The sequence below is a fragment of the Limibacillus sp. genome (assembly GCA_037379885.1).
In the GTDB taxonomy this organism is placed as follows: Bacteria; Pseudomonadota; Alphaproteobacteria; order Kiloniellales; family CECT-8803; genus JARRJC01.
This window is the reverse complement of the sequence record JARRJC010000041.1, coordinates 1-17,411: the sequence shown is the minus strand read 5'-3', so window position 1 is coordinate 17,411 and position 17,411 is coordinate 1. Positions and strand designations below refer to the sequence as shown.

The window sequence follows — 17,411 nt, the reverse complement described above, 5'->3', positions numbered from 1 at the left end:
CCAGCGATCGTCGTAGCGAGTTCGTAGCAAGCTTCCTTTTCGGTATAGGCGGTAAAGACGATTGGTATGATAATTCCCAAGACCGCTTCCAGCCAGAAGTCGCCTCCAAAACAGAAATGAGATTGATCGCTCCATGAACAGTGAAAGCAGGTCCATTGCCGCGCCCCCTGCTGGCGGGATTGGTTTCTTCGAGAAGTGGCTATCCATCTGGGTGGCGCTCTGCATTCTTGCGGGCATAGCTCTGGGAAATGCCCTGCCGGGCCTTTTTGAGTTTCTGGCCGGGCTCGAATACGCCTCAGTCAATCTGATCGTCGCCATCCTTATTTGGGGAATGGTGTACCCCATGATGGTGAACGTGGACTTTGCAAGCCTCCGTCATATCGGAGACCGGCCAAAAGGGTTGCTGATTACCCTAATTGTGAACTGGCTCATCAAGCCTTTCACGATGGTCGGGCTCGGGATCCTGTTCTTCGAGGTTTTCTTCGTTGGGCTAATCAATCCCGCTGACGCGCAGCAGTATATAGCAGGGCTTATTCTGCTCGGTGCGGCGCCCTGCACGGCAATGGTGTTTGTATGGTCTCAGCTCACTCGGGGCGACGCGACTTACACGTTGGTCCAAGTGTCCTTGAACGATCTGATCATGGTCTTTGCATTCGCACCTATCGTTGCCTTTCTGCTTGGCGTCACGGATATCGACGTGCCTTGGCAAACCCTGCTCCTTTCCGTTGGCCTCTACGTCGTTATTCCTCTTGTTGCCGGTGCGATGACGCGCCGCTGGTTGATGCAGCGTGCCCGCGGGAGTGAGGGAGCAGAAGCTGCAGTGTCTCGTTTCACCGGCCGCATCAAGCCCTTCTCAGTGATCGCGCTGCTTGCGACAGTGGTGCTGCTCTTTGGGTTTCAGGGTCATATCATCCTTGAGCAGCCCTTACTGATTGCACTCATTGCCGCTCCGCTCTTGCTCCAATCGTACGGGATTTTTGTGTTAGCTTACGGCGCTGCCTATCTTTGGCGCGTTCCCTTTAATGTCGCCGCGCCTTGCGCGCTCATTGGGACGTCCAACTTCTTTGAATTGGCAGTTGCGGTTGCAATAAGCCTCTTCGGCTTGAATTCGGGTGCGGCTTTGACGACGGTGGTGGGCGTCTTGGTCGAAGTACCGGTAATGTTGTCTCTCGTGGCCTTCGCTAACCGGACACGAGGCTTTTTCCCAGCCACTCAATGATCATCAAGAGCTTCATTCATGGACCATGTCAAATGACCCAGAGCCATAAATCCTGCTACGGAACCATGTTCCATAGTGTACTGCATTTCACCGAGAATGAGCCGATGAAAGGCAAAGTGTTCGGCCTAGAATTGGATAGGCGTGGGCTGGCGCGTTCCGATCGCAAGATAACTGCAAACCTTGAAGAATGGGATGAGTGCTTGGAGTGCCCAGAGTTCGACCACTGTTACAAGTTCAGTATGGCCAAGCTTGCGCTTGAGACAGCAATCAAGAGCAGCTGATCGATCCGCATATCAATCTTCGCGTGATCGCATATCCACTTCTAGCCATCTCCGGCTCACTCCCATTCCATCTGCTGGTAAGTAGTCTGGGCGTTGCGACCAGCGAGCGCCTCGGACTGCTCGAGATAAGTGAAGGCCGACTGGTCGATCTGCGGCGCTTCCTGAATGTCGCCACCTTCATCGATCAACGCACCTATCTCCGCCCGCAGATGCATCAGGTAATCGTAGGTGTCCGCGCGTGCCCGCTCCATCGTCGTGGCATGCCCGTGCCCAGGAACGACGTGCTCCGCCCCAGTGGCCTCCATGGCTTCGAAAGCTGCAGGCCAATGGGTGATTGAACTCTGATCGCCCACTCCCAGCATGCGTTCGACATAAACGATGTCGCCGGTGAAGACCGTATCCTTGCTAGGCACCCAGACGAAAGCATCGCCCGGAGTATGTGCGTGGCCAGGATGCACGATCTCAAAGGTCAGGCCACCAAGAGCCAGTGTATAGGTCTTAGCGAAGGTCACGTCAGCATAGGTAGGATCGGTTCCTTCAAGGGCTGGACCGATCAATTGAGCTAACAGACTTAGCTGCATCGAGCCGCGGGCGCGCTGATCTTCTACCGCTGCTTCAGACGCGACTATGCTAGCGCCATGCTCTCTCCAATAGCCATTGCCGAGCCAGCGATGATCTTGTCCACCCGTGTTGATGACATGTGTCACTGGTTGATTTGTCACAGAACGGATGGCTCCATGCAGAGCTTCTGCCCCTTTCCACGAGCCACCGGGATCGATCAGTACAGCGCCCGCATCGGTAATGACGAGTCCAAAGGTTGCGTTGTTGGCGAGATTCTTAGGGTTTCGCTGCTGCTTTTCGCCAACGAAAGCCCAGACGTCTTTGGTGACCGGCTGAATCTCGAGTGTGCCGGCCGCAGCGATAGTTGGGATGACGAAGATAGTTGCTGTGATTAGCGCGCGGATCATAGGACAGCCACCTCACATCTTACACATCGACCGGCTGGCCGCTGGCATACGGGATCTGATTATCGTCCGATAAGCCCGACGCGGATACACTTGGTGTACTCAATAACAACGATATGGCGTAGGCACTCGGCACGAGGAAGCATACAAATAGGTTAAGTCAGAATGGCGCTTTTGCGAATGTCCGCTTCTAGCCAATAGCGGACAGTTGAAATTGAGCGCTTGGCGGTTCTGTTATGATTTCAAAGCGGCAAGAATAGCTGATTGGATGGCTTTGTCTTGCGCCGCAACCGCGGCTGTCAGTGATAGTAATTGTTGACGTGTCTCATAGAGCTCATCCACTAAGGACAAAACGGTCGGCAAAGCTTCCAAATCAATTTCTAAGTCATAATGCAAAGTGCAGACTAGGCGGATTCGGGCGCACTCGCTTTCAGAGAAGAGTACTGTGCTATTTTCATCTTGCGGCGTAATCATCTCCTCACGGATCCAAGTCTCGAGATCGCTTCGCTGGAGAGCTGTAATCTGCTCCAAAAGATCTTCGACTCGCTTCATCTCAGCATCTCCTTGCGCGGTTCATCTTGACTATTCGGCTCCCACGTCTCCAAAAATGCGCTCAATTCTGGCTCCTCACCAACGGGCAACAAGATCTTTAGCTTCACGAGTTGGTGGCCACGCTTTCCGGTTTTCCGATTGCGAATGCCCTTTTCCCGCAGCCGCAGTGTCGTGCCACTATTCGACCCCTTGGGAATGGTCATTGTTACCGTTCCCTTTATGGTAGGGACCTCAATCTGAGCGCCCAGCACCGCTTCCTTCAATGTGACGGGAATTTCAACGTGGATGTTGTCATCCTTGCGGATAAAGAAGGCATGCGGTTCAACATGAAGCTCGACATAGGCGTCCCCCGCTGGCCCCCCGCCAAAGCCTGGCATCCCTTGCCCTTTGAGCCGTAGCATTTGCCTATCCTCAGCGCCTTCAGGAATCGATACGTTGAGGGTCTTGCCCTCTGGGAGAGTTATGGTGCGCTTGGCCCCATTCGCTGCATCTAGGAAGGCAACGCGCATTAGGTAGGTGACATCTTGGCCCCGCGCGCGGAAACTGTGCCGCTTATCTTGGGCCCCTCTCGAAAAAGCACGTGCTAGAAACTCTTCCAACTCCTCGTTGCTGGCAAAACCGCTCTGCGCAGCGTGGCCGCTGTAGGCTGGCCCATCGGCGAAATCGCGATAGTAGTGCTCTTGTGGTCGCTCAGCACCACTGGCATCAATCTCACCAGCGTCGAATCGCCGTCGCTTTTCCTTGTCCTTCAACAGATCATTGGCGGCGGAGATATCTTTGAACTTTTCTTCTGCAGTCTTGTCGCCTGGATGCAGATCTGGGTGGAATTTACGCGCCAATTTCTTGAAGGCGTCCTTGATTTCCTGCTCGCTCGCGGAACGATCCACCCCCAAGATCTTATAAGGATCTTTCATGCTTTGACCTTGTCTCATTCTCGCCACGTGCCGTAGCAGGCTATTTCATTCATCGCGCCAATTACCTGCTAGTACATTTGGTGCAACGCTAAGGGATTAAATGCAGGAACCCCTTGATCTATCTCAGATCAAGCCCTCGATTGGTCGGCAGCTCCTCAGAAATCGTCGCCCTCCCAAACCCCAAGATTCCCAAATGGAATAAACGGTTAGTCTAAGATGGCGACGACCACCAGGAGGTAGATGACAATGGTAGGTGAATGGCCCCTTCTTTCCCTTGCTCAGAGGAGCGGATCGTTGATGTTGATCAATTAACAACTGAAGACAATCGGATAGGCTTGTCATCCAATGCTTCTTAAAAGATCTGGAGATTTTCCATGAAGAAGACAGCGCATGTTCGCCATCTCACGGAAAGGATCAAAGACTTGGAACTGCGGTTGGGCGCCGATAAAGCGCGCCTGGAGACGGGCACTCCGAGCGAGAAGGTGGAGGCCGCCGGCGATCTGGCGCTCGTCGAGAGGCGGATCGCCGATCTCGAAGAAAAACTCAAGAAGGCCGAAGCGGAACCGGAAGGTTTTTGGGAGCGCGTGAAGGATGAACTCGAAGAAGATATCGGCTCCATCGAAACCGCATTTTCAAGATGGACCGACAAATACAGCGGACTCTGAGCGCGCCGCGCCCGATTCAGGCCGCTCAACAGGATACGGCGTCTCCATCCAGGCTCTTTGGGATGCTGATGCGCTGTAAATCGTGATGCCTTGCGCCCAATGCCAGACAAACGCATGAAGGATAAGCTTCCACCGGATGGCGTCGAGGATGCCGGTCGGCCAGGGGGGCGAGTCGTCGCCATCAATGGCTCGGTCGTGGATGTGGCCTTCAATGCAGGCTCGCTGCCCGCGATCTTGAACGCATTGACGGTCGAGTGGGATGGCCCCGGACCGCTCATCCTAGAGGTTCATCAACACCTCGATCGGCAATCCGTGCGCTGTGTCGCGATGCAGGAAACGGCCGGGCTGAAATGCGGTGTGCGCGTGCGGGATACCGGCGCCCCGATCACTGTGCCGAGTGGCGAGGCAGTGCTCGGCCGGCTGATCAATGTGGTAGGCGAGCCCATCGATCATCAGGGGCCTTTGCCTGCCAAAATAGACCGCCAACCCATCCACCGTCCCCCGCCTCGCCTCAGCCGTCAACGTGGAGGAGAAGAGGTTTTCCTGACCGGCATCAAGGTCATCGACCTCCTGGCGCCGATTGCGAAGGGCGGCAAGGCGGCGACATTCGGCGGCGCCGGAGTGGGCAAGACCGTGCTCATAATGGAGCTGATCCGGACTACGGTTGAAACCTACAAGGGCATATCCGTCTTTGCCGGTATCGGCGAGAGGTCGCGCGAGGGTCATGAGCTTTGGCTGGAACTGCAAAAATCAAAGGTTCTGGACAGAACGGCGCTTGTATTCGGGCAGATGAACGAGCCGCCGGGCGCCCGTTGGCGGGTCGGTTTGTCGGCGCTTACCATCGCTGAAGAGTTTCGCGACAGAGACAACAAGGATGTCCTGTTCCTGATCGACAACGTCTTCCGCTTCGTGCAGGCGGGCGGTGAAGTTTCCGGCCTGCTCGCAAGGCTGCCGTCGCGTGTTGGTTATCAGCCGACCCTCGCTTCTGAAATCGCAGAGCTTGAGGAACGCATTACTTCCGTGGAACGGGCCTCGGTCACCTCGATCCAGGCCGTCTACGTTCCGGCTGACGACTTCACCGATCCCGCAGTTGCGGCGATATTCACTCACCTAGACTCCGCGATGGTTCTGAGCAGGGAAATGGCCAGCCAAGGACTCTATCCGGCGATCGATCCTCTTGCCTCCACCTCTGTCCTGCTCGACCCGAGGATCGTGGGCGACAGGCATTACCGGGTTGCCGAAGAGGTGCGCCATCTGATCGAGCACTACCGGGAGCTTCAGGAAATCATCTCGCTTCTGGGCATGGAGGAGTTGAGCCCAGCAGATCGCCGGGCCGTGGGACGGGCTCGGCGTCTGATGCGCTTTCTGACGCAACCATTCAAGGTCACCTCGCAATTTACCGGTATCGAAGGCGCGACCGTATCGCTCGATGACACACTTGAGGGGTGCGAGGCGATCCTTCGCGGTGACGCGGACGACTGGGCGGAAGGCTCGCTCTACATGATCGGGACGCTCGACGACGCCATGCGCAAGGAGCGGGAGGCCGCCGCATGAAGCTCGTGATAGCCACCCCCATGGAGATCGTCGTCGAAGCGCCGGAGGTTCGTTATGTTCGCGCGGAGGACGCGACCGGCGCGTTCGGAATCCTGCCGGGCCATGCAGACTTCATAACGACGTTGGAGGTGTCCGTCATATCCTGGCGCAACGGACAGGATGAGGAGCACCACGCGGCGGTGCAGGGCGGTACCCTGGTGGTGCGGGACGGCTCCCTGGTCGAGGTCGCGACCCGCCAAGCGGTCAGGGAGGACGCTCTCGGCGAGCTTGGCCCTGCGATCCTCCAGCGCCTGCGGGAAGAACGTCTTTCCGAGGAAAGCTCGCGCAGCTCCGCCAACCGGCTCCATCTGGCTGTTGTGCGCGAACTGATGCGCTACGTGCGGCCCGCTCAGCAGGGCATGCCCCAGGGGGCGCCACCAACCGTGGGGGCGGCGGCGTCGGGACAGGTGCCCCGCGATGGGGGGCAGGGCCGATGAAATCCCCGTCCAGCCGAGAGGACTACAGGAAGATCAAGCGGGCCATTCGGCTGCGCGAGGAACGCCGTGAGCGTTGGGAGACTGAGGGCGAGCGCTCTTTGTGGAAGAACCTTTCCATGATTGGTGCGCTCGGCTGGCTGATCGTGACGCCGACCCTCTTGGGCATCCTCGTGGGGAGCTGGCTGGACCGTATGCTCGGCTCGGGGATCTTCTTCACCGGCAGTTTCATATTCCTCGGGGTTTCGTTGGGTTGCTTCCTGGCGTGGCGAAAGGTGAACGAGCCATGATGGAGACTTTCGCACCGCAAGTGCTGCTGTTCTCGCTGGCCGGGGCCGCGACTGGTTGGCTCTATTTTGCTCTCCTGCGCCGGTCGTTGGTCTCGCGTGATGGCAAACCGTCGACCTCGGGCTTTCTCTTTCTGTTGATGCTGCGGTTGGCGATCGTGGGTGCGGGCTTCTGGGCGATCGCGCAAGAGGGCGCGGCTCCCCTGATGGCGGCGCTTGCCGGGTTCCTGGTGGTTCGTTTCGCGATGCAGCGCCGAATGGTGGAGGGTTAGCCATGGAAGGCAATCCGCTGGCGCCGGACATCATCTTTCGCCTCGGCGGCGTTCCGATCGACCGGGCCGTGGCCACGACCTGGGCTATCATGGCGCTTCTGACGGCGCTGGCCTGGCTCGGCACGCGCAGGGCCTCGACGGACGCGGGCGTCTTGCAGACTGCGCTTGAGATCGTCGTGGAGACGCTGGAAGACCAACTGCGCGAAATCTTCAATCGGGACCCCTGGCCCTACCTGCCGATGCTGGGAACCCTGTTTCTTTTCCTGGTGCTGGCCAACCTCTCCGCTGTGGTGCCGGGAATGAAGCCGCCGACCGGGCACATCGAGACGCCAGCGGCGCTCGCAGGGTTCGTATTCCTGTCGGTCCACTATTTCGGAATTAGTTCGCGGGGTCTGCCGAACTATGTCCTGCGCTACCTGAAGCCGAACCCGATTCTCATGCCCCTCAACGTCTTGGCGGAGGTCACGCGCACCTTCTCGCTGATGGTCCGGCTTTTCGGGAACATGATGAGCCACGAGTTCGTCATAGCGATCGTGGTGTTCCTGGCGGGCCTGTTCCTTCCCATACCTTTCATGCTTTTGGGTATCCTGATCGGCCTCATCCAGGCCTACATCTTTTCCGTCCTGGCTGCGGTCTACATCGCGGCGTCCGTTGGCGGCGTCGAAGGAGAATAGGAGACATCATGGAGTACAGTTTAGAAATCCTGAGCATCGTGGGCGCGGTGGTGGCCGTGTCCTTCGGCGCCATCGGACCGGCCTTTAGCGAGGGTCGCGCCATTGCGGCGGCGATGGACGCCATAGCGCGCCAACCCGAATCGGCGGGGACCCTCTCGCGGACTTTGTTCGTCGGCCTCGCAATGATCGAAACCATGGCGATCTACTGTCTGGTGATCGCGCTCTTGCTGCTCTACGCCAATCCCTTCGTGGGCTAGTGATGCAGATCGAGTGGTGGACCCTCGCGCTTCAGGCAATCAACTTCCTGGTCTTGGTGTGGTTGCTGCAGCGCTTTCTCTTCAGGCCGATCAAGCAGGTGATCGCCAAGCGCCGCGCGCGCGAGCAGGAAGCCATGGGAGCGGCGACCCGCGCCGAGGCCGGGGCCGAGGCCGCAAAGCAGCGCTACGAGGACGATAGGGCGGCCCTCGAGCAAGAGCGGCAGGCCGTTATGAAAGACGCGCATGAGGCCGTGGAGGCGGAGCGGACGAAGATTCTGAAAGCCGCCAGGGAGGAGACGGAAAAGCAGCGCACGGCGGCTCTGGATGCCCTGGAGGACGAGCGCCAGCGGGTGCTCGAGGCGCTTCGAGGCGATGTGGCCAAGACCGCGGTCGGTCTTGCAGCGGCACTGTTGGCCCAAAGCGGTGCGCGCATGGATCAAGCGGAGACGCTCAAAGGTTTGATCAGGCGGATAAAGGAGATGCCGCCCGAAGAGCAGGAGCGGATTCGCCGCGACATGAAGCAATCGAGAGGCGGGCCGCGCATCGTCACCGCCGCGCCGCTCGAAGCTGGTGAGAAGAGCGAGTGGGAGAACGCGGTGAAGCAGGCTTTGGAGGGGACGCCCAATGGCCTGAGCTTCGAGACCGCCCCTGAGCTGCTGGGCGGTGCTGAGATCCACTTTCCGCACAGCGTTTTGAGGTTCAGCTGGCAGGACCATCTGGCCGCTTTGGAGGAGGGCTTGCGTGCCAACGACCCCGCTTCTCAATGAGATGACGGCCTGGCTCTCCCGCGCCGGCGCCCAAGCGCGGGCCCGGGCTCTCGAGCCGCGCTTTGAGCATGTCGGTATCGTCGAACATGTCGGTGACGGTGTCGCCGAGGTGTCGGGCCTGCCCTGGACCCGGATGAATGAAATCCTGCAATTCGACAGCGGTGGCCGGGCCATGGCCTTGCGCGTCGAGGAGGAACGGGTGGGCTGTATCCTGCTGGGTGGGACAGGCGGCGTGGAGGCCGGGACCAGGGTCCGGGGCACTGGCGAGATCATCAGGGTGCCGGTGGGTGAGGCCCTGCTCAGCCGGGTGGTGGACTCCCTGGGCGCTCCGCTCGACGAAGGTCCTGCGATAGACGCAAAGCGTTTCGATCCCATCGACCGGCCTGCGCCCGACATTGTCGATCGCGCTCTGGTCACCCGCCCGCTCATGACCGGCCTGACGGTCGTGGACGCGATGGTGCCCCTGGGCCGCGGACAGCGCGAACTGATAATCGGTGACCGGAAAACCGGCAAGACGGCGATTGCCGTGGACACCATGATCAACCAGCGTGAGTCCGATGTCATTTGCGTCTATGCGGCAATCGGGCAGAAGGCGTCGACCGTCAATCAGGTTGTCGAGTCCGTTCGGAAGTACGGCGCCATCGACAGAACGATCTTCGTGGTGGGCGAGGCGAGCGCCTCGCCGGGCGCTCAGTGGGTGACACCCTACGCGGCCTGTACCATGGCGGAATACTTCAGGGACCGCGGACAGGATGTGCTCTTGATCCTGGACGACCTGACGAAGCATGCCATGGTCTACCGCACGCTCTCCCTCCTGCTGCGGCGTCCGCCGGGCCGCGAAGCCTATCCGGGCGACGTGTTCTATATCCACTCGCGCCTGCTGGAGCGGGCGGCGAACCTTGCGGGAGAGCCCGGCGGCTCGCTGACGGCCCTGCCCATCGCCGAAACCCAGGCGGGCAATCTGACCGCTTACATTCCGACCAACCTGATCTCGATCACCGATGGCCAGATCTATCTAGACTCCAAGCTATTCTATGAGGGCCAGAAGCCGGCGGTGAACGTTGGGATGAGCGTCTCGCGCGTGGGCGGGCAGACGCAAGCCCCGGCCATACGCGCGCTCGCCAACAGCCTGCGGCTCGAATACGCCCAGTTCTTGGAACTCGAGGTCTTCACGCGCTTCGGTTCCATGGCCGACGAGCGCGCGAAGAAGGAGATCGAGCACGGGCGACGCATTCGCGCAATCCTGTCTCAGTCGGCCTTTCACCCCTTGAGTCTGGCCGCGCAGTCGGCGCTGTTGCTCGCGCTGGATGCGCGCAAGCTGGATGCAGTCGCTTTGGAGGAATTGCCGCGCGTTAAGGAGAAAATCGCCCAGCGGATCGCTGAGGATTGCCCGCAATCGGCGGCTCGTGTGGAGGCGACAGGCGAGTTGTCCGGGGAAGACCGTGCAAACTTCCTAGCGGCGATAGACGCGGTCTTGGGCATCGAAGGCGATACCGGCGGCGCCACGGCGCACGAGGTCTGAGATGGAACCCCTGGCTCGCTTGCAGGCGCACATCGGAAATTTGAAGGATCTGCGCGAAGTCATCGGCGCGCTCCGCGGGCTTGCCGCCACCCATGTTCAGGAAGGCCAGGCGGCCCTGCCCGGCATCCGCTCCTATGTCGCCACGGTGGAAGACGCCATTGCAGAGGCTGCCGCGCTTGGTCCGGCATCCGGGCGGGAGCAGGTCGATCCAAACGGGCCGGGCAAGGGGGCGCTGCTGCTCATATCCTCCGAACATGGTTTCGTCGGAGGCTTCAACGAGAGGCTCCTTGAGCGTGCCAGCGACGCCCTCTCTCCCGACAAGGCCTTGTTCGTCGTCGGCACCCGCGGCGCAACGCTCGCGTCGGAGCGGGGGCTCGAAGTCCAACAGAGCTTCGAGATGGCTACACGCGTGGCCGGCGTGCTCGCCATGTCTCGTCAGGTGGCGACGGCGCTCTCCGGATTCGAGGCAGCCGAAGTCATCTTCGCGCGCTACCGGCTTGGCGGCGGCTTCGATGTTTCACAGCAGACGATACTGCCTCTCGATCCCTCCCTGATGAGCGGGTCGCGCCTGCGGAGCCCGCCGCTCCATCACCTGGACCGGCTGCTGCTTCTGCGGCGCTTGGCGGAGGAATATCTGCTCGCCGAGATCACGCGCTGCATGGTCGAGAACATGACAAGCGAGAACGGCGCGCGTCTCCGCGCAACCGAAACCGCAGACCGGAATATTGAGGATCGCCTGCGTCAGCTAAAGACAAATGAGCAGGCTTTGAGGCAGGCAAGCGTCACCGACGAGTTGCTGGAGTTGGTGACGGCCGCCGAAAGCTTGCAGTCGCCCGAATAGACTTGATCCAGCAGCGCAACGGAAGGTGATGCTTATACTCATCCAATCGCCTTGCCGACGGCCGGCGCCAGCAGAGGGGCGAGCGGGATCGCCCCTTCCCGCCAGTCTAGGGAATCCGTCGTGGTCACCCTGTCGACGCCCGCTGCCCGCAAGGCCTCGCCCACATCAGGATCGAGCAGGTGAACGGCCAGGGCGCTTACCGACGATGCCCCCGCGGCCTTCAGCAGGCTGGCTGCTTCAATCAGGGTTCTGCCTGTCGAAACCACGTCGTCGACGAGGACCGCCGGCTTGCCCGCGGCCCTTTCGATGCCGGGTATGGTCACACGGACGTCGCGATCTCCCAGCCGCTGCTTCTCACCGACCAGGACAGGCAAGCCCAGCGGGGCGGCGATAGCCTCGACCCACTGGCGCGATTCGCCATCCGGTCCGACCAGTATCCTGTCGGGCGGGCCTCCGGCATCGGCCAGATGGCGGGCGAGCAGCGGGCAGGACGATAGCGCGACCGCCTCAGACCCGGGGAAGACATCCGATAGGTGCTTGGTCCTGTGAAGATGCGGATCCACCGTGATCACGCTGTCGAAAAGTTGGGCCAGGAAGCGCCCCACCGCTTGCTGACTGACCGCCTCGCCCTCCTGAAAGACGGCGTCCTGCCGCATGTAGCAGAGGTAGGGGGCGACCAGAATCAGACGCGCGGCTCCGGCGCGCCGGAGGGCGTCCGCCGTCAGCATCAGTTCGACGAGTTTTCCGTTGGGCCGGTCCAAGGACCAGAGGACCACGGCGGTCCCTGCGGCTAGCCTCACGCGTATCAGGGACTCACCGTCGGGAAAGCCATGACGGTCGATCGGCGTTGTAGGCAGGTCCAGCAGTTCGGCCAGAGCGCGCGCCTGAATTGCCTGCTCTTCCGGGTGATGGATGGCGGCCGCGACCTGCTTCAATGTCGCCTCCTGGACCGCCTTTCGGGCAGGAAATCGGCTTGCAGGATGCTGTAGCCCGAATCGGCCCTGGCAAGCTCCTTGGCGAAGTTGAAGTCGGCAGTGACGCAAGCGTGTATGCGGTAGAGCGGTTCACCTTCGCGCACTTTGTCTCCGACCTTCTTCAGCAGGTCGATGCCGGCGCCCTTGTCCATGGGCGCGCCCGCCAGACGGGCGATCTGGCTGATCAGGTGGCAGTCTATGGCACTTACAACGCCGTCCCTTGGCGACGTCACCTCGTCGACGAGTTCGCCCAGCCGGTAACTGCTTTGCGCTGCGCCTTGCGCCTCGATGATCCGTTCCATGGCCGCCAGTGCTCGGCCCGATTCCAGGAGCTCGGCAGCAAGCAGATGACCGCCGCCGCCGCGCAGCTCGGGATCGAAATCCAGCATGTGTCCGGCCAGCAGTATAGCCCTCTCGCGCAGGTCGGCGGGCGCGTGCGGCTCGTTCCGCAGAACCGCCATGACGTCGCGCGCTTCGAGCACCGGCCCCACGCCGAGGCCGACCGGCTGGGAGCCATCGGTGAAGACGATCTCGATGAACAATCCGATCTTGTCGCCGATGTATTCGAACAGCTTACGCAGACGCACCGCCTGCAGGTGCTCCCGGACCTTAGCGGTAGGGCCTATGGGCATGTCGATCACCAGGTGGGTGGAGCCGGCCGCGAGCTTCTTGGAGAGGATCGAGGCGACCATCTGTTCGGGCGAATCGATGCGCAAGGGACGCTCCACCGAGATCAAGATGTCGTCTGCGGGCGACAGGTTCACATGACCGCCCCAAACCAGACATCCCTTCTCGTGCTCCACCACCGACCGCATTTCCGGCGTCGACAGGTTGACGCGGGCAAGCACCTCCATGGTGTCCGCGGTCCCCGCTGGCGAGGTGATGGCGCGCGAGGAGGTCTTGGGCACAAGCAGACCGTGCGCGGCCACGATCGGCACGACGATCATCGAGGTGCGATTTCCCGGGATGCCGCCGATGCAGTGCTTGTCGACCACGATCGGTGACTCCCACGTCAGCTTGTTGCCGACGCTGGCCATGGCCTGGGTCAGATCAAGCGTTTCCTGGGTCGTCATGAAGCTGGCCGAGGAAATCAAGTAGGCGGCGATTTCCATGGGGGAATAGCGATGGGCGGTTATGTCCGCGATGATTTCCTTGATCTCCGTGGCGCTTAGCGTCTCCCCATTGATCTTGGCCCGGACCGCTTCGAGGCTGCCAGGCCGCGGCGCCTGAGCCAGGTGCACCCGCGTGCCTTCGGCGAGCCCCAGTCGACGGAAAGCCTGCTCGCCCAGGCCGAGTTCGTCGGGTCCGACCAGCGCGGGGTCGTCGGCGATCACGAGGTTGGCCAGCAGTTCATGGCCATCGCTCATAACCTTGATCTTCTTCAGCGCTTGAAATTCCTCCGGCCGGTAGTGCTGGCAGTTGCGATACAGCAGCGCGACGTTCTCCGGGTCCGTATCGATGGCGATCTTCTTCAGCTTGAGCATCACCTAACCTCGACTCTTCCCAGCGTCCTTCTTAGGGCGACGCGCAGGATCGCGCCCTGTTCCAAATCAAATCGCCTGTGCCTTTCGACCGCGTCGCCGAGGCATGGGCACGCGATCCCTGGCAAGCTGAATCACTCCTGGTTCTGTATCCAGCTCATTGCGGCAGCCTCCTCGCCGGCATCGAAGTGCTTGACCTCCGCGCTCACGAAATGGCGGGCGATCTCGGGAAGCGTCTTCACCAGCGTCGAATCGCTGACGAAGGCAACCTTGGCGATCTTCCTATGGTGGTCGTGTATGAAATGAAAATGCGCCATCAGGCCTTTGATGTCCTTCCAGCCGGGGAAGCTCCCGGCGACTATAATCAAACCCTTCAGGCCGTTTTCCGCTTCGATGTAGGCGTCGACGTCGGCGGATAGCTTCTCAAAATCGGCCGCTTCCAATGCTCCGCTGGGATGCACCACGAGGATGCCGGTTTCACGGTGAAGCTTGTAGTCGATCATGATTCGCTTCCTTTCTAGATGACGCGCGGCCCGGAAAATAAAGATTCGACTATTAAAAATAGGAATATCTAACTTAGGTACCCTTATTCCTGCTGCCTTGAGCCGGATCAATGCGCGCAACCCGGTATTCGGTGAGGCTGTCCTGAGTGATTGACCAGGAATCTTCGATGCCACAGAAACCGACTGCGAAGCCGTCGCAAGGCGGATCGCCCAGCAAGCCGCGACGCAAACGCCAGAAGCGCGAGCATTCTGAGCACGGAACGGAGGCGTTCCGTCCGGATGCCGTCCAACCGCTTTCCTATTCCGAGGACCCGGAGGCCCTGAGCATCGACCGGCTCGTGCGCGCCGGGATGGCCCGTGCGACCGCGGGGATATCTCCGGTGTCCGTTGCATTGGCCTGGTTGGATTGGGCCAGCAACTTCGCATTGTCGCCTGGCAAGCAGGCCGACTTGATGCGGCATGCTGCGCAGGAAGCCTCGCAGTTCACCCAAGAACTGCTGCGTCAGGCCTCCGGAGGGTCGTTTGAAGCGCCCATTCACCCACAGATCGGGGACAAGAGGTTCTCGTCCGAAGCGTGGCGAAAGCCGCCCTTCAACCTCTACCAACAGGCTTTCCTGCAAGGCCAGCGCTGGTGGCACAACGTCTTTACCGGCGTGGCCGGGGTGTCGAAACACCACGAGCAGATCGTGTCCTTCATCGCCCGGCAAATGCTCGACGTCCTATCCCCCAGCAACTTCCTCGCCACGAACCCCGAACTCATGGAGGCAACGCAGCGGGAAGGCGGCGCCAATCTGGTCCGCGGCCTTGAGAACTGGTGGAGGGACGCCCAGGCGAATATGATGGACCCCGAAGGGCGCAAGCAACTGGACTACCTCCCCGGGCGGGACGTAGCGCTGACGCCGGGAAGGGTTATTTACCGCAACCGGCTGATCGAGCTCATCCAATATGAACCGCAGAGCGAGCAGGTCTACGCCGAGCCGGTCCTGATCGTCCCCGCCTGGATCATGAAGTACTACATCCTGGATCTCTCGCCCGACAACTCGCTGATCGGATATCTCGTCCGGCAGGGGCATACGGTCTTTGCTATCTCGTGGCGCAATCCGGATGCAAACGACAGCGATCTGGGCATGGAGGACTATCGCAAGCTTGGCCCGATGGCGGCGCTGGACGCGATTGCCAAGGTCCTTCCGGGACGCAAGGTACATGCGCTCGGCTATTGTCTCGGCGGCACGCTGATGGCGATAGCGGCGGCTGCGATGGGGCGCGACGGCGACGATCGTCTGCAGAGCCTCACGCTTCTGGCGGCCCAAGTGGATTTCTCCGACGCTGGCGAACTGATGCTCTTCATCGACCCGAGCGAGATCGCCTACCTCGAAGACATGATGTGGAGCCAGGGCTATCTGGACACCAAGCAGATGGCCGGAGCCTTTACGATGCTGCGGTCGAACGATCTCTTCTGGTCGCGTCTGCTGCACGAGTACTTCTTCGGGCAGCGGACCGACCAAAACGATCTGATGTCGTGGAACGCCGACGCCACGCGCATGCCCTACCGCATGCACAGTGAATACCTGCGCAACCTGTTCCTGGAGAACCGGCTGTCCGAGGGGAACCTTCAGGTCGATGGCTCGGCGGTGGCGCTCACGGACATCCAAGTGCCGATTCTCGCAGTCGGCACGGTCAAGGACCATGTGGCCCCCTGGCGCTCGGTCTACAAAATCCACCTTTTCACGGATACGCCCGTGACCTTCCTCCTGACGTCGGGCGGGCACAACGCCGGGATCGTTACGCCCCCCGGTCATCCGCGCCGCATATACCAGATCACCCATGTCCGCGACCATGAACGCTTTATGGACCCGGAGCGCTGGCGGGAGATCACGCCTGTTCACAAGGGGTCCTGGTGGCCCGACTTCGAATCATGGCTCTCGGGGCATTCCGGACCCCTGGTGGACCCCCCGGCTATGGGATGCCCGGAACAGGGGTTTGCCCCCCTTGAAGCCGCACCTGGCCTCTATGTAATGGAGCGGTGATCAGTCCCGGACGCCAAAGCATGGCGGACTCCCCCAGGTCGCGACCGTCAATCAGATCAGCGTTTCGGCCAGGATGCCTACTGCAAAGCCGGCCACGGCCGCCAAAGAAGGGGCCTGCTTGTTCTGAAGGTGTGCCTTGACAGCAATAGCCTGGAACATAAGGAACAAGATCCCTCCGGCTGAAACCATCATGATGGCCGCAGTGATGCGGGGGGATGTCCCGAGCGCGATATCACCGAGCAGGACCATGCCCGGACCAATGGCCGCCAGGCAGACAAACAGCACCATGGCGCGCTGCGCGGAAATCTTTCCGGCTGCGGCAACCTCTCGCCAGGCATTGAATGCCTCGGGCAGGTTCTGGATTCCGATCAGGAAGGCGAGGAGCGCGGCTTCGTCGCTGCCGGCGGCCAATAGCGCCCCCAAGGCCAACGCTTCCGGCACGAAATCGGCGAACATGGCGATCATTTGAGAGTAGTCGCCGCCGTGGCGCTTCTGCAGAAGGTCGAAAACGGCGAAGAGGCCGCCGCCGGCGACGAAGGCCAGGATTGCCATCTCATCGGACAGGTGCCGCAGGCCGTGCGGAACCAGCACGAGGGCAACGGCTGAAACGAGGACACCGCCGCCGAAAGCGATTATGCTATGGCGCAGTTCTTGCTCAAGCCAATACGGCTGTAGGCGTTCAATGCGGGCTAGAAAAGCACCCGCAGGTATCATGGCGCCCGCGAAGCTCCCATAAAGCAATGCCAGAACTAGTTCAGACAACTTTGGCTCCTTGAACTTGTCTTTAGTGGCCGTCGGCTGAAAAGAGAGCGGTCTCGATCAGTTCCTGCGATCATCCACGCTCCTGTGTATATAAGCCATACTAGGCTTCGCGCTTCCGCGCCGCCGAGCTGTCATGTCCTCCTCCAGATTGGCCAGCCGCGGAAGTTATCCTCGCTGTGCTTTTATATATTGCACGCAGAGTTGATGATGTGAGCTGCGCATGTTGGACAAAGCGCTTCGATTGGGGTTTGGCCAAAAGGCACCAAGGTCGACTATCGCAGGTTTCTGGCCTTCTTAGAGGCGCTTGATAGCAAGGAGAGATGCGACTTGATATTTGCCGAGGCGTGGCGCAGCACGCGATCAATCTTCTTGTAATGGGGTGAGCGCCGCGACCACCTGACATGTTGGACTATGGCGAGCA

The 17,411-nt window shown here is 60.5% G+C and carries 19 protein-coding genes; 12 read left to right on the top strand and 7 right to left on the bottom strand.

Annotated elements, in window-relative coordinates:
- Positions 1–133: 133 nt before the first annotated feature.
- The gene (gene arsB, locus P8X75_11920) at positions 134–1,219 is read left to right on the top strand and encodes an ACR3 family arsenite efflux transporter (protein ID MEJ1995895.1); all 1,086 of its coding nucleotides are present in this window, start codon (positions 134–136) and stop codon (positions 1,217–1,219) included.
- A 337-nt stretch (positions 1,220–1,556) separates the two neighbouring features.
- Here arsB and P8X75_11915 read toward each other — a convergent pair whose 3' ends face one another.
- The 3 genes from P8X75_11915 to P8X75_11905 all read right to left on the bottom strand — a co-directional run bounded on the left by P8X75_11915 (position 1,557) and on the right by P8X75_11905 (position 3,931).
- Positions 1,557–2,468, bottom strand: a complete 912-nt coding sequence (locus P8X75_11915; GenBank protein MEJ1995894.1) for an MBL fold metallo-hydrolase — start codon at positions 2,466–2,468, stop codon at positions 1,557–1,559.
- Positions 2,469–2,699: 231 nt separating this feature from the next.
- Complete coding sequence (locus P8X75_11910; GenBank protein ID MEJ1995893.1) at positions 2,700–3,017, bottom strand: chaperone modulator CbpM; 318 nt, start codon at positions 3,015–3,017, stop codon at positions 2,700–2,702.
- The gene (locus P8X75_11905; GenBank protein MEJ1995892.1) at positions 3,014–3,931 is read right to left on the bottom strand and encodes a DnaJ C-terminal domain-containing protein; all 918 of its coding nucleotides are present in this window, start codon (positions 3,929–3,931) and stop codon (positions 3,014–3,016) included. Before P8X75_11905 ends, P8X75_11910 begins: the two co-directional genes overlap by 4 nt.
- A gap of 374 nt (positions 3,932–4,305) precedes the next feature.
- Between P8X75_11905 and P8X75_11900 the strand changes: the two genes are divergently transcribed.
- The 10 genes from P8X75_11900 to P8X75_11855 all read left to right on the top strand — a co-directional run bounded on the left by P8X75_11900 (position 4,306) and on the right by P8X75_11855 (position 11,243).
- Positions 4,306–4,596, top strand: coding sequence for a hypothetical protein (locus P8X75_11900; GenBank protein ID MEJ1995891.1), 291 nt, complete (start codon positions 4,306–4,308; stop codon positions 4,594–4,596).
- A 114-nt stretch (positions 4,597–4,710) separates the two neighbouring features.
- Positions 4,711–6,150, top strand: coding sequence for a F0F1 ATP synthase subunit beta (gene atpD / locus P8X75_11895; protein MEJ1995890.1), 1,440 nt, complete (start codon positions 4,711–4,713; stop codon positions 6,148–6,150).
- A complete protein-coding gene (locus P8X75_11890; protein MEJ1995889.1) occupies positions 6,147–6,626 on the top strand; it encodes a F0F1 ATP synthase subunit epsilon in 480 nt (159 codons plus the stop codon). Before atpD ends, P8X75_11890 begins: the two co-directional genes overlap by 4 nt.
- Positions 6,623–6,913: an AtpZ/AtpI family protein gene (locus tag P8X75_11885; GenBank protein MEJ1995888.1), complete on the top strand. Its 291-nt coding sequence runs from the start codon at positions 6,623–6,625 to the stop codon at positions 6,911–6,913. The genes P8X75_11890 and P8X75_11885 overlap by 4 nt, the downstream gene beginning before the upstream one ends.
- Positions 6,910–7,182 (top strand): ATP synthase subunit I, encoded by a 273-nt coding sequence (locus P8X75_11880; protein MEJ1995887.1) that lies wholly within the window; start codon positions 6,910–6,912, stop codon positions 7,180–7,182. Before P8X75_11885 ends, P8X75_11880 begins: the two co-directional genes overlap by 4 nt.
- Before the next feature lie 2 nt (positions 7,183–7,184).
- Positions 7,185–7,856 carry a F0F1 ATP synthase subunit A gene (gene atpB, locus P8X75_11875; GenBank protein MEJ1995886.1) on the top strand — a complete coding sequence of 224 codons (672 nt, stop codon included), beginning with the start codon at positions 7,185–7,187 and terminating at the stop codon, positions 7,854–7,856.
- Positions 7,857–7,864: 8 nt separating this feature from the next.
- Positions 7,865–8,113, top strand: coding sequence for a F0F1 ATP synthase subunit C (locus tag P8X75_11870; GenBank protein MEJ1995885.1), 249 nt, complete (start codon positions 7,865–7,867; stop codon positions 8,111–8,113).
- A 2-nt stretch (positions 8,114–8,115) separates the two neighbouring features.
- Positions 8,116–8,880 carry a hypothetical protein gene (locus tag P8X75_11865; protein ID MEJ1995884.1) on the top strand — a complete coding sequence of 255 codons (765 nt, stop codon included), beginning with the start codon at positions 8,116–8,118 and terminating at the stop codon, positions 8,878–8,880.
- Positions 8,855–10,402, top strand: coding sequence for a F0F1 ATP synthase subunit alpha (locus tag P8X75_11860; GenBank protein ID MEJ1995883.1), 1,548 nt, complete (start codon positions 8,855–8,857; stop codon positions 10,400–10,402). The genes P8X75_11865 and P8X75_11860 overlap by 26 nt, the downstream gene beginning before the upstream one ends.
- 1 nt (position 10,403) lies before the next feature.
- On the top strand, positions 10,404–11,243 hold the full coding sequence (locus P8X75_11855; GenBank protein MEJ1995882.1) for a F0F1 ATP synthase subunit gamma: 840 nt from the start codon (positions 10,404–10,406) through the stop codon (positions 11,241–11,243).
- A 38-nt stretch (positions 11,244–11,281) separates the two neighbouring features.
- Here P8X75_11855 and P8X75_11850 read toward each other — a convergent pair whose 3' ends face one another.
- The 3 genes from P8X75_11850 to P8X75_11840 form a co-directional block, all read right to left on the bottom strand.
- Positions 11,282–12,178, bottom strand: a complete 897-nt coding sequence (locus P8X75_11850) for a ribose-phosphate diphosphokinase (GenBank protein ID MEJ1995881.1) — start codon at positions 12,176–12,178, stop codon at positions 11,282–11,284.
- Complete coding sequence (locus P8X75_11845) at positions 12,175–13,701, bottom strand: thymidine phosphorylase family protein (protein MEJ1995880.1); 1,527 nt, start codon at positions 13,699–13,701, stop codon at positions 12,175–12,177. Before P8X75_11845 ends, P8X75_11850 begins: the two co-directional genes overlap by 4 nt.
- A gap of 131 nt (positions 13,702–13,832) precedes the next feature.
- On the bottom strand, positions 13,833–14,201 hold the full coding sequence (locus P8X75_11840; protein ID MEJ1995879.1) for an STAS/SEC14 domain-containing protein: 369 nt from the start codon (positions 14,199–14,201) through the stop codon (positions 13,833–13,835).
- Positions 14,202–14,347: 146 nt separating this feature from the next.
- Between P8X75_11840 and P8X75_11835 the strand changes: the two genes are divergently transcribed.
- Complete coding sequence (locus P8X75_11835) at positions 14,348–16,228, top strand: alpha/beta fold hydrolase (protein ID MEJ1995878.1); 1,881 nt, start codon at positions 14,348–14,350, stop codon at positions 16,226–16,228.
- A gap of 51 nt (positions 16,229–16,279) precedes the next feature.
- On the opposite strand, the gene P8X75_11830 is transcribed toward P8X75_11835, so the two are convergent.
- Entirely contained in the window at positions 16,280–16,990 is a 711-nt protein-coding gene (locus tag P8X75_11830; protein ID MEJ1995877.1) for a hypothetical protein, read from the bottom strand.
- Positions 16,991–17,411 lie beyond the last annotated feature (421 nt).

What these genes read in the sequence shown, in the direction of transcription:
- arsB (MEJ1995895.1), top strand. Translation starts at nt 134, where the DNA reads ATGAACAGTGAAAGCAGGTCCATTGCCGCGCCCCCTGCTGGCGGGATT.
- P8X75_11915 (MEJ1995894.1), bottom strand. Translation starts at nt 2,468, where the DNA reads ATGATCCGCGCGCTAATCACAGCAACTATCTTCGTCATCCCAACTATC.
- P8X75_11910 (MEJ1995893.1), bottom strand. Translation starts at nt 3,017, where the DNA reads ATGAAGCGAGTCGAAGATCTTTTGGAGCAGATTACAGCTCTCCAGCGA.
- P8X75_11905 (MEJ1995892.1), bottom strand. Translation starts at nt 3,931, where the DNA reads ATGAAAGATCCTTATAAGATCTTGGGGGTGGATCGTTCCGCGAGCGAG.
- P8X75_11900 (MEJ1995891.1), top strand. Translation starts at nt 4,306, where the DNA reads ATGAAGAAGACAGCGCATGTTCGCCATCTCACGGAAAGGATCAAAGAC.
- atpD (MEJ1995890.1), top strand. Translation starts at nt 4,711, where the DNA reads ATGAAGGATAAGCTTCCACCGGATGGCGTCGAGGATGCCGGTCGGCCA.
- P8X75_11890 (MEJ1995889.1), top strand. Translation starts at nt 6,147, where the DNA reads ATGAAGCTCGTGATAGCCACCCCCATGGAGATCGTCGTCGAAGCGCCG.
- P8X75_11885 (MEJ1995888.1), top strand. Translation starts at nt 6,623, where the DNA reads ATGAAATCCCCGTCCAGCCGAGAGGACTACAGGAAGATCAAGCGGGCC.
- P8X75_11880 (MEJ1995887.1), top strand. Translation starts at nt 6,910, where the DNA reads ATGATGGAGACTTTCGCACCGCAAGTGCTGCTGTTCTCGCTGGCCGGG.
- atpB (MEJ1995886.1), top strand. Translation starts at nt 7,185, where the DNA reads ATGGAAGGCAATCCGCTGGCGCCGGACATCATCTTTCGCCTCGGCGGC.
- P8X75_11870 (MEJ1995885.1), top strand. Translation starts at nt 7,865, where the DNA reads ATGGAGTACAGTTTAGAAATCCTGAGCATCGTGGGCGCGGTGGTGGCC.
- P8X75_11865 (MEJ1995884.1), top strand. Translation starts at nt 8,116, where the DNA reads ATGCAGATCGAGTGGTGGACCCTCGCGCTTCAGGCAATCAACTTCCTG.
- P8X75_11855 (MEJ1995882.1), top strand. Translation starts at nt 10,404, where the DNA reads ATGGAACCCCTGGCTCGCTTGCAGGCGCACATCGGAAATTTGAAGGAT.
- P8X75_11845 (MEJ1995880.1), bottom strand. Translation starts at nt 13,701, where the DNA reads ATGCTCAAGCTGAAGAAGATCGCCATCGATACGGACCCGGAGAACGTC.
- P8X75_11840 (MEJ1995879.1), bottom strand. Translation starts at nt 14,201, where the DNA reads ATGATCGACTACAAGCTTCACCGTGAAACCGGCATCCTCGTGGTGCAT.